This is a genomic window from Candidatus Methylomirabilota bacterium (genome assembly GCA_036002485.1).
Taxonomy (GTDB): Bacteria; Methylomirabilota; Methylomirabilia; order Rokubacteriales; family CSP1-6; genus AR37.
This window is the reverse complement of sequence record DASYTI010000113.1, coordinates 1-10991: the sequence shown is the minus strand read 5'-3', so window position 1 is coordinate 10991 and position 10991 is coordinate 1. Positions and strand designations below refer to the sequence as shown.

8 protein-coding genes are annotated in these 10991 nt (G+C 67.6%); 2 read left to right on the top strand and 6 right to left on the bottom strand.

The genetic code is table 11. The features are described 5' to 3' along the window. Nucleotides 1–423: 423 nt before the first annotated feature. The 3 genes from VGT00_11800 to VGT00_11790 all read right to left on the bottom strand — a co-directional run bounded on the left by VGT00_11800 (nt 424) and on the right by VGT00_11790 (nt 5151). Nucleotides 424–1614 carry an acyl-CoA dehydrogenase family protein gene (locus VGT00_11800; protein ID HEV8532094.1) on the bottom strand — a complete coding sequence of 397 codons (1191 nt, stop codon included), beginning with the start codon at nt 1612–1614 and terminating at the stop codon, nt 424–426. Nucleotides 1615–1699: 85 nt separating this feature from the next. Then, the gene (locus VGT00_11795) at nt 1700–4846 is read right to left on the bottom strand and encodes an adenylate/guanylate cyclase domain-containing protein (GenBank protein ID HEV8532093.1); all 3147 of its coding nucleotides are present in this window, start codon (nt 4844–4846) and stop codon (nt 1700–1702) included. Nucleotides 4847–4899: 53 nt separating this feature from the next. After that, nucleotides 4900–5151 carry a DUF4242 domain-containing protein gene (locus VGT00_11790; protein ID HEV8532092.1) on the bottom strand — a complete coding sequence of 84 codons (252 nt, stop codon included), beginning with the start codon at nt 5149–5151 and terminating at the stop codon, nt 4900–4902. A gap of 582 nt (nt 5152–5733) precedes the next feature. On the opposite strand from VGT00_11790, the gene VGT00_11785 reads away from it, so the two are divergent. Further along, the gene (locus VGT00_11785) at nt 5734–7158 is read left to right on the top strand and encodes an aspartate-alanine antiporter (protein HEV8532091.1); all 1425 of its coding nucleotides are present in this window, start codon (nt 5734–5736) and stop codon (nt 7156–7158) included. Between the two features lie 121 nt (nt 7159–7279). Here the strand turns inward: VGT00_11785 and VGT00_11780 are convergent, their stop codons facing one another. Together VGT00_11780 and VGT00_11775 are read right to left on the bottom strand one after the other, a co-directional pair. Continuing rightward, a complete protein-coding gene (locus tag VGT00_11780; GenBank protein HEV8532090.1) occupies nt 7280–8437 on the bottom strand; it encodes a mandelate racemase/muconate lactonizing enzyme family protein in 1158 nt (385 codons plus the stop codon). A gap of 32 nt (nt 8438–8469) precedes the next feature. After that, nucleotides 8470–9717, bottom strand: coding sequence for a penicillin-binding protein activator (locus VGT00_11775; GenBank protein HEV8532089.1), 1248 nt, complete (start codon nt 9715–9717; stop codon nt 8470–8472). A gap of 313 nt (nt 9718–10030) precedes the next feature. Here VGT00_11775 and VGT00_11770 point away from each other — a divergent pair, with 313 nt between their 5' ends. Beyond that, on the top strand, nt 10031–10780 hold the full coding sequence (locus VGT00_11770) for a PIG-L deacetylase family protein (protein ID HEV8532088.1): 750 nt from the start codon (nt 10031–10033) through the stop codon (nt 10778–10780). A gap of 24 nt (nt 10781–10804) precedes the next feature. Here VGT00_11770 and VGT00_11765 read toward each other — a convergent pair. Continuing rightward, nucleotides 10805–10991, bottom strand: a 187-nt coding sequence (locus VGT00_11765; GenBank protein ID HEV8532087.1) for an EAL domain-containing protein, incomplete at its 5' end; no start/stop codon positions are given.

Sequence of the window (10991 nt, the reverse complement as noted above, 5' to 3'; positions counted from 1 at the left end):
GTCGATCCGCTTGATCACGGCATGGGCATGGGGGCTGCGCGTGAAGGCGAGCCAGAGCGCTCCTTCGAGCCCGCGCCGCACGTCGTTGACATAGGGGTCGCTGCCCGTGATGAGCTTTGGATCTTCGAGCCGCTTGATGGGGCGGCCCACGTTCCGGATCGGCATCGATCAAAGCCTCCTGATGGAGCGGCGGACTACGTGCGCTGGCGACGCGATGGTATCACGCAGCCACAATCCACGACAGGATGCCTTGGCCTGGGGCGGCTTGAAGGAGCCCCGGCCCTCGCGGGGCGTCCTACTGTAGACAGGCGCGATATGGACGGGCGGAACATTCTCGCGCCGCTGGTCTCTTCATTCTGATCCCTCTCCCCCAGTGGGGGAGAGGGCAGGGTGAGGGGGTGAGGCGTTCGCTCATAATCCGAGCTAGAAGCTCAGCCACACCCAGTCATTCTCCAGGCCGAGCATCAATCGCCCTGCGGATCCGTAACGCGCGCTGGACTTGGAGGAGTGCTGCAACAGCACGTGAGCGTCACGGAAGTGACGTTCGAACGGGTGCTCCTCGCGGATGGATGACGTGCCCGTCACGTCGTTCACGAACCGGACCGCTTCTGCGCAGGCTTCCGCGGCGAAACACACGGCGAGCTGCAATCGAATCTTCGCGTCCACCGACAGGAGAGCGGCGCTGCGCTCGACGTCTGCGTATGCCGCTTCCGCGGCGCGGTAGAGGGTGTCACGCGACGCCTCCACCCTGGCCTTGGCTTTTCCCAGCAGAAACTGGGCAAGTTGCTGCTCGCGCAACGGGGTCGCATTGTAGGCCGGTGTCTTTGTCCGGCAGAGGTACACCGCGGCGTCGACAGCAGCGGCCGCCACCCCGACGGACACTGTCGCTTCTCCGAGGATCGCGGTCCACGGCCACATGCGGAACACCGGTCCCTCGAAACCGGGGGCCGGATGCTGGAGCGGCGCCACGGGCGCGGTCAGGCGGTCGGGGACGAAAAGGTCCTGCACCGCATAGTCGGTCGAGCCGGTGCCACGCATGCCCACGGTGTGCCACGTGTCGAGAATCTTCGCGGCGGTACGAGGAAAGAACGCCCCGAATGGCGCCGCCGGCCGCCCTGTCGCCGGATCGACCTTCGGGCGGCCGCCGTCCATCTCCACCGCCGGCATGGCCAGCCACTTCGCGTTGTGGCATCCACTCCCGAAGGGGCACTGTCCCGTGATGCGCCATCCCCCCTCGACTCGGGTTGCCGCTGCAGGGGGATTGAGCGCGCCCGCCACCGTCGGTGGCCCGTCGCGGAAGAGCTCTTGTGCGCCGTCGGCAGGGAGCCAGGCCGCGTAGGCGGCGATGGCCTGATTCATCACCAGGTTCCATGCCGCGGCCGAGTCGATACGTGTGACGGCCTCCCATACTCGCATGGCCTCGACGGGGTGTAGTTCGAGGCCGCCATGGGCTCTGGGGGCGAGCATCGCGAACAACCCTGCCTCATGCATGGCGTCGTACGCCGCGCTCGAGAGCTGTCGGTTCGCCTCGGCACTCGCTGCGTTGGCCAAGAGAACAGGTCGGATCTGTTCGACTTCACGAAGCAGTTTCGCCGTCACGTCATCCGGGTCCATGTTCTCCCCTTGTCAAGGATTGCGGAGCAGCCGCCCACGCTCAGAGCGCCGGCCATGCTCCCGGCGCTCAGCAGCAGCGCGGCTCCTATTCGGAGTCACGCAGCCAGAAGGTCATGTCCATGGCGCGGAAGAGGTCGCGCGCGGCCGAGATCGCCGAGGCAGACTTGCCGTCGCCCATTCGCTGATACAGGCGGCCGAAGCCGAGATGGCAGTGGGCCTGGAGCGGTCGCATACCGAGCTGCTCGGCGAGGGCGAGGGCCTTCCGGTAACCCTCCTCGGCCCGGTCAAGGGTCGGAGCGTCGCGCTCCGTCTCGATCGAGGCGAGCAGCCGGAGGATATGCGCCTCGTGGCCGCGCTCGCGGTGCTCCTGGGCGAGGTCGAGGGCCTGCGCGGCGATTGTGAACGCGCTCTCGGGCTGGCCGGCCCTCAGATGTGCCTCTGCGAGCCGCGCCAGCCGAACAGACTGATTGGCCCTCAGCTTCATTGCCGCCGCTCGGTCAACCGACTGCTCGAGGAGCGGCAGCGCGTCGTCGACCCGCCCGGCGTACGTGTACGCCGCTCCCAGGGCGGAGGCGACGAAGGGCCACGCGCGTGTGATCGGCTCGACCGGCTCACGCGGCAGGCCGCGCTCGAGGATCGTGACGGCGCGGTCCAGGTCTCCCTTGAGCAAGTACGCGCTTCCGAGGCCGCCGCTTGCCACGACCAGGCTATAGCCCGGATCGCTGGCCTCGGCGACGCGCAGCGCCTCCTCGCCGGCCGCCAATCCCTCGTCGAACTCGCCCCGCTCGGCGAAGCACAAGGCGAGCCAGCTGCGAGACAGCACGGAGGGCAGCCCGATCATGTAGGTGCGATCGTCGGCCGACCCGCCTCCCAGCATCTCGATGTTCTTGCGGAGAGAATCTATCGCGCGCAAGTACTCGCCGAGCGAATGATAGGCTTGACCGATCCGCAAATTCGTCGCGATGACCAGCCCGAAACCCCAGGCCGCCATGGCCGGGGCCGCTCCCAGCTCTCGCTGGGCTGTCGTGATCACGTGCTGGTGGTCGCCCATCCACCAGAGAGCGCCCGCGCTCTCGAGGGCGCCGAAGCCGCTAGAATAGCCATCCCAGGTGGGAAACTCGGTGCCGCGCAGATACGCCACCGCCCTGTCCCACACCTCGCCCCGGAACGCGTGAAGCGTGAGCCAGCTCGTCCGCTCGGTCGTGCGCTCGGGGTAGAGCGTTTCGAAAACCTTGACGATCCTGGCGTGGAGGGTGCGGCGCCTCTCCTGGAGCAGGCCCGTGTAGGCGACCTCCTGGGTCAGCGCGTGCTTGAAGGTGTACTCCAGATCCGGGAAAAGGGCGGTCTCGTACAGAAACTCGGCGGCCTGGAGGCGACCGAGCCCTTGCCGGAGTGCGTCCTCCGGGATCTCAACGACGGCCTGGAGGAGTGCGAACGGCACGTCCTTGCCAATGACCGCGGCCGTTTGCAGAAGGGTCTTATCCTCTGGCGGAAGGCGATCGATCCTCGCGGCCAGGATCGCCTGCACGGTGGCCGGCACCTGGATGGTGTCGAAGGGCCGCGCCAGTCGATAGGCGCCGCGATCGCCGGTCAACGCCCCGCTCTCCACGAGGGCCCGCACACTCTCCTCGAGGAAGAGGGGAACGCCCTCCGCTCGCTCTACGAGGAAATGCTTGAGCGGGTCGAGCTCTTCGGCCTCCCCGAGGAGCGCGCGCAGCAGATCCTCCGCGCTTCCGGCAGGCAGCGGGTCGAGCCGGAGCTGGCTGTAGTAGGTCTTGCCTCCCCAGCCGTGGCTGTACTCCGGCCGGTAGTTGACGAGCAGGAGGATTCGCGCCGTTGGAAGGCTCTCCACCAGCGCGTCGAGGAGGCCCTGGGTCTCGGCGTCCACCCAGTGCAGATCCTCGAATACCAGGCACACCGGCTGGATCTGGCTTTCCCGGAGGAGCATCCGACGCAGGCCATCTACGGTCCGCCGGCGGCGCTGCCCGGGGTCGAGGGCGTCCCAGGAGGCGTCGTCGGTCGGCACGTCCAGGAGGGAGAGGAAGCCTGGCACCATGGCTCGCAACGACTCGTCGAGCGTCAGGAGCTTGCCCGTGACTTTCTCCCGGATGCCGCGCGCATCATCGCGCGCCTCGATCCGGAAGTAGCTCTTGCAGAGGTCGATGACGGGCAGATAAGCGCTGGCCTTGCCATAGGAGACGGAGCTCGACTCGAGCACGAGCCAATCCTGCGTCCGGTGCGAGTGGATGAACTCCCAGAGTAGGCGCGACTTCCCCACCCCGGGCTCGCCCACCACGGCGACGACCTGCCCCTGAGCCCCTCGCGCCTTGTCGAGGGCCTGGCGGAGATGGTCGAGCTCCTGGCCGCGCCCCACGAACCGGGTGAACCCCCGTGCTGCCGCCGCCTGAAGCCGCGTGCGCGTCGCCGATGGTCCGGCCAGCTCGAACACCTCGACCGGGACCGCCAGCCCCTTGACCGGGATCGGACCGATCGGGACGACCTGAATGAACCCCTCGGCGAGCCGGAGCGTCTCGCCGGTGAGCCGCGTCGAGCCCGGAGTCGCGAGCTGCTCCATGCGCGCGGCCAAGTGAGTGGTCTGGCCCACCGCCGAGTAGTCCATCCGCAGATCGCTTCCGATGGCCCGCACGACCACCTCGCCGGAGTTGAGGCCGACGCGGATCTGGACCTCGATGCCGTGATCCCGACGAACTTCGGCCGTGTAGCGGCGGATGGCCTGCTGCATGGCGAGGGCGGCGTAGCAGGCGCGCACGGCGTGGTCCTCGTGGGCGAGGGGGGCGCCGAAGAGCGCCATAATGCCATCGCCCATGACCTGGTTCACGGTGCCCTCGTAGCGGTGCACCGCCTCCATCATGCGCTCGAGGACAGGGTCCAGCAGCTTGCGCGCCTCCTCGGGATCTCGGTCGGCGAGTAGCTCGAGCGAACCCTTCATATCGGCGAACAGCACCGTGACCTGTTTGCGCTCCCCCTCGAGCGCGTGGCGAGAGGTCAGGATCTTCTCGGCCAGATGGCGAGGGGTATAGCTCTGGGGAGACACGAGCGCTGCCGCCGCGACGGACGGCGCCGCGAGCGGCTTGCCACACTCGTTACAGAACCGGCTGCCCGACAGGTTGGGGTGCCCGCACGCCGGACAGACCGCCTCCAGGCGCCCGCCGCAGCCGCTGCAGAACTTGGCGCCGGCGGGGTTGTTCTGTCGGCACTGCGGGCAGCTCACAATCACGCTCCCGTGGGGCTTCCGGCCGCCCCCGGCGGAACCGGCCGGGAGTCCTACGAGCCTTCCTTCACCTCGATGATCTCGTCGGCCACGGTGCCGTGAGCCTCGCGGTGCACCGCCGCCGCCGCTTCCTTGCTGGGAGCCTGGCAGAGACAGAACACCTTTCCCGTGCCCTCGTCGTACCAGTACCGGATGTAGTTCACTCCGTACTTTCCCTGCACGGCGAGATCTTTCTTGTGGGCCTCGGCAGCCATCTCGGTGCTGAGGCCATCGACCTTGTTGTGGACATCCAGGTACATCGGCATGGGCGGACGCTCCTTTCTTGCGGCCCCTCGGGTCCGCTGATCGGCATGCGCATCGGTCGTTGGGGAGCCGCGCGGGCGGCCGCTGCCATGAATCTATGTGAACGGCTCTGGCCTGTCAATCGGCCCGGCCGGCCGGCGCTGTTGCTTATCCGCTCCCGCGAGGAGCCGAGCCTTGCCGGGGACCGTGACCGTCTCCGCCCGCTGAGCCCCCCGTTCCCACTCGAGTGGACAGGAGCTTTCTCGAGCCGCTCTACCACTTGATCGAACTCGGCCTTGACTGTCCTGGAACACTCGTGACGTCACGTGTTCTCCGCGTGACGCGCGACACTGGAAACTTTCTCGACAGACCATGAAAGGAGTTTCCCATTGCGTGTCGCGAGGCCGTGATGCCTACCGTCGCCCGTACGAGGCAAGTCTGTGAATTCCAAGATTCAACGTCGCGTTTCCGAACAACCACGGAGGTGATCGAAGACTGACGTCGGGCCAGCAGGAGATGGAACCGCTCTTGCCATGAAGACGCCCCCGGGCCGCGCGACCGGTTGCCCACGGTCGCATTCCAAATCGGCCCCGAGAGGGCGGCACATGGACGAGCTCATCGCAATACTCCGGCACTATCCCGAGCTCTCGATCCTTCTCGCCCTGGCCCTGGGCTACTGGATAGGCGGCCTCCAGATCGGCACCTTCAGCCTCGGCTCGGTCACCGGAACGCTTCTCATGGGTGTCCTCATCGGGCAGATGCACATCACCATCTCCGCCAGTGTGAAGGCGACGTTCTTCCTGATGTTCCTCTTTGCTGTGGGTTATGGCGCCGGCCCCGAGTTCTTCCGAGGGTTGAAGAACGAAGGGGTGCCCCAGGCGATCTTCGCGTCCGTGCAGTGCGTGGTGTCGTTGGCCGTGGGATACGCCGTGGCCAAGGCCCTCGGCTACGACGTCGGCCAGGCCGCAGGCCTCCTGGCGGGCTCCCAGACGATCTCCGGGCTCCTCGGGACGGCCGCGGAGGCCATCAACAAGCTCGCCCTCCCGGACCATGAGAAGAAGCGCCTGATCGACGCCATGCCGGTGGCCTATGCGGTGACTTACATCTTCGGCACCGCGGGGTCAGCCTGGATCCTGTCAGCCCTGGGACCGACGCTCGTGGGCGGCAATGTCGAGGGCGCCTGCAAGGAGTACGAGGCCAAGATGGCTCGTCAAGCCCACGCCGCGGAGCTCAAGCTGGTCGCGCGGGGTCAGCGCGTCTCCTTGACGGAGATGCTCCTCAGCGAGGAGTCTGTCAGACCGCTCCCGGACGCTACCCTCCACGTGGGCGGCGAGAAGACCCGCGAGGGCAGGACCTTCGGCGCGCTCGCCCTTGCTCCGGAGGTCAGTCGTCCGGTTGGCGCGAGCGGCCCCGTGCTGGCCCTCGTGGAGCCGCGCCGGGCCGGCCACCGGGTGAGCCGGGACCCGGGCCTCCCCGGCCGCTCCCCCAACATGTCCGACATCCTGTTCGTGGGGGCCGGCGTCACCATCGGCGCCTTCATCGGAGCCCTCGCCATCAAGGTGGGCGAGGTGCCCTTGAGCCTCAGTACGAGCGGCGGCGCGCTGATCGCAGGCCTCGTCTTCTCCTGGCTCCGGTCCGTGCGCCCGTCCTTCGGCGGCGTGCCGGAGCCCATCCTGTGGATGATGAACTCGGTGGGCCTGAACATCTTCATGGCGGTGGTCGGCATCAACTCGGGCCCCGGATTCGTGACCGGACTCCGCGAGGCCGGCCTCAGCCTCTTCCTGGCCGGCATCCTGGTGACGGCCATTCCCCTGCTCATCGGGCCGCCGCTCGCGCGGTACGTGTTCCGCTTCCATCCGGGCATCGCGCTTGGCTGCGTGGCGGGGGCGCGGACGACGGGGGCGGCGCTGGGAGCTGTCCAGGACGTGGTCCAGAGCAAGATCCCGGCCCTCGGCTACACCGTCACCTATGCCGTCGGCAATACCCTCCTCACCATCTGGGGAATCGTCATTGTCATCCTCATGACCTAGGGACGTCGGAGGGGGGCTTCGCCCCCCTTCCGAAACCTCCCCCCAAGAATCGATTGCGCCGGCGAAGCCGGCGCTCGAACACCGACTATCTCCAACGCCTTTTCTCCGACTAGCACCTCGGTCAGCCGATCTTCACGCCGTACTTCTCCAGGGTCTCATCGCGAAGCTCCAGCCCGAGCCCCGGCGCCTCGGGCAGCGCCATGAAGCCGTCGACGATGGACGGGCGCTCGCGAAACAGCTCGAACCACAAAGGATCACGGGTCGGGTCTGCGAAGGATTCCAGGATGAACCCGGTCGGACTGGCGGCCACCGCATGCACATGGATCTGGGGATCGTGATGCGCGGCCATGGGCACCTGGTACAGCTCGGCCATGACGGCGGCCTTCCGCCAGGTCGTCAGTCCCCCCGCCCAGGTCGAGTCGATGATCAGATAGTCGACGAGCCCTTCCGCCAGCAGCGTGCGCAGGCCGAAGGGGCTCACTTCTGTCTCGCCGGCCGCGATGGGAATGTTGACCTCGGCCTTCAGCCGCGCGAGGGTGTGCCGCTCGTCGTACCAGGGCATGGGGTCTTCCAGCCAGAAAATGTCGTGCTCCCCGCACAAGCCGGCCGCGCGCACCGCCGTGGGCAGGTTCCATCCCCGGTTGGCGTCCAGCATGATGGCCACGTCCTTCCCCACGGCCTTCCGGATCCTGCCCACGCGCTCGGCATCGGCCTCCGGAGTCAGTCCTCCCACCTTGACCTTGACCGTGCGATAGCCCTGCTCCACGTACATGCTCGCCTCGCGCGCGAGATCGTCCGGGCGCTCACCATCTCGGTAGTAGAAGCCCGTCACGTAGGCCGGCACGCGCCGGCGGAGCGCTCCCCCCAGCAATGCCCAGACCGGGCGGCCGATCGCCTTGCCCTTGAGATCCCAGAGGGCGATGTCGATGGCGCTCATGGCCGTCACGAGGGGGCGCTGCTGTCGCGCCAGGGGGGGAATCCCGCGCACGCTCGTATAGGTCAGGGCGAACAGGTCTTGCCAGATCCGCTCGACGTCGAAGGGGTCCTGTCCGACCACGAGCGGCGTGATGGCCCTCAGAATGTCGCCCACGCTGCGCAGTCCCTCCGGGCCCGGCTGGAACAGGAACGGACCATGCGCCTCGCCGATGCCCACGAGGCCGGCGTCCGTGGTGAGCTTGACGATGACCTCGCTCACGCTGGCGATCCGGTGGGTCGACGTGCGGACGGGCTGCGGCAAGGGCGCGGACAGAAAGTAGGTCTCGAGCGTGGTCACCTTCATCAGACGGCTCCCCGGCGCGCCCCCGCCACGCCCTAGCAGTACCGGCAGGGCGGCTGGTCGCGGTTGTACACCGGCTGCTTGAGGAAGTCCTCCGGCTTGTACGTCCAGAACTGCGAGACGGCGGGGAAGGTGTGGATGACGGTGTTCTGCAGCTCGCCGCCCTTGCGCTCCACCTTGCGCACGTAGATGTTCTGGATCGGGTTGCCCCAGGCGTCGAGCTTGACGGGCCCGCGCGGCGCGTCCGGGATCTCGACCTTGCGGAAGGCGGCCATGAACTTCTCCCGGTCCTCCACGTTGCCCCCGACGGTGCGCGCGGCCTCGCTGATCCAGCGGGCAGACGTATAGCACGTCTCCGAGAAGTACGAGGGTATCTTGCCGTACCGCTTGCGGTACTCCGTCACGAAGCGCTTGTTGACCGGAGTGTCGAGGGCGGCGCTGTACATGAGGGGCGTGACGATCCCGAGCGCCTCGTCGCCGAAGGAGGGCAGGATGGACTCGTCCACGATGACGGCGCCCCCGATGACGGGCAGGCGTCCCCGCAGGCCGGTGTCTTGATACTGGGCGGGGAAGCGGAGGGCGGAGGCGGCCACCACGATGATGAAGGCCGCGTCCGCGTCGCGCTTGATCTGCGAGAGGTACGGCGCGAGATCGGTGGTCCCCAGCGGCGCCCAGAGCTTCTGGATGACCTGCCCGCCCGCCTCCTCGAAGCTCCGCTGAAACCCGCCCACCACCTCGTAGCCGAAGGCGTAGTCCGTTCCGAACACGGCCACGCGCTTGTAGCCGAGGGTCTTCGCCGCGTACTCCCCAAATGGGTGGGAGGGCTGGCTCCCCGTCCAGCCGAGCCGCACCACCCACTTCGACGGCTTCCGTTGCGTCAGGTCGTCCGCCGCGATCACCGGGAAGATGGTGGGCATGCGGTACTCCTCGGCTTTGGGGGCGAGGGCGTAGCCGATATGCGCGAAGACCTCGCCCACCACCATGTCCACGCGGTCGCTCTCCACGAACTTACGGAACTTGGTGATGGCCGTGCCCGGATTGCCCGCGGTGTCCTCGACGATGACCTCGACCTTCCGGCCGGCCATCTGCTGGCCTGCTTCCTCCAGGTACATCTCGAACCCGTTCACCGTATCGCGCCCGATCTGGGCGGCGCCGCCCGTGAGGGGCGCCAGGAAGCCGATCTTGATCGGCTTCTTCTGGGCCACGGCGGACCCCAGCATGGTGACGCCGGTGGCCAGGACGGCCAGGAGGAGGAGGATGGTCAACGCCCGTGGTGTCCGCATGTGCATCTCTCCCATTGAGAGGCATGAGGAGACGACTGGGAGGGCGCGGCCGCGCCCGCGCCCAATTGGTCAGGGGGACTATACGCGCCCGGGACGGACGCGGCAAGAAGCCCGGGCACTGGGGCAATTTGCTTCGCCATACTTCGTTCTCGGTCGCCAGCAACGCTCAACGTACACCCACGTACACCTCGCATTGCTGGCTCCCTCGGGCCTCGTCTGGCTCGCAACTTGCCCCAGTGCCAACGCCCAATCTGGCCCAGTACGAAGGCTGATGCGTGCGCGGAATGACGCGAGGCCCGTGTAGAATCTTCTCATGCCCATCGATGAGTCCGTCCGGAAGCTGGACATCGTCACCGAGGTTCCCGATCGCGCCATGGTCGTCTTCGCTCATCCGGACGACGCCGAGATTGGCTCCGGCGGGGTCATTGCCAAGTGGGTGGCGGCCGGCTGCGAGGTCACCTACGTGCTCTGCACGAATGGGGGCGCGGGCACCTCCGACCGATCGCTCACGCCGGGTGAGCTCATGGATCAGCGCGCCCGGGAGCAGCGCGCCGCCGCCGACTTCATGGGCGTGAAGAATCTGCTCATGCTGGGCTATCCGGATGGCGGGCTCCAGGACAGCCGCGAGTTCCTGGGTGACGTCGTGCGCGCCATCCGGCAGTACCGCCCGCACACCGTATTCGCGCACGACCCGTACCGGATGAAGGGCTTCCAGCACCGCGATCACCGCATGGTCGGCATGGTGACCACCGACGCGGTGTATCCCTTCGCTCGCGATCACCTGCACTTTCCCGAGCACATCACGGACGACAAGCTCGAGCCGCATCGCGTCCGGGAGCTCTGGTACTGGGGCATGGACGAGCCGGAGATCATCGTCGATGTCACGGGCTGGATCGACAAGCAGGTCGCTGCGCTCGTCCGCCACGAGAGCCAGGTGCCGGGCTTCAATGTGCCGCCCGGGGAGACCATCGGCGCCCGCGTGAAGCAAAACGCCGCCGAGCGCGCCCAAGGCTACGGCTTCGAGCACGGCGCTGTCTTCCGGCGACTGATTGCCCGGCGGTAGCCGGCGCCCCTCGTCGAGCAGGAGCTAGGCGCGGACGGTTTCCATCGACTGGTCCGAGGCAAGCAGGGGGGCCACTCGCTCCGCCGTCACGGGCCGGGCGAAGAGGAAGCCCTGAGCGCGATCGCAACCGAGCGCCTTGAGCTCGGCCAGCTGCCCTTCCGTCTCCACGCCCTCGGCGGTCACGTCCATGTTCAGGCTCTTGGCCACCGTC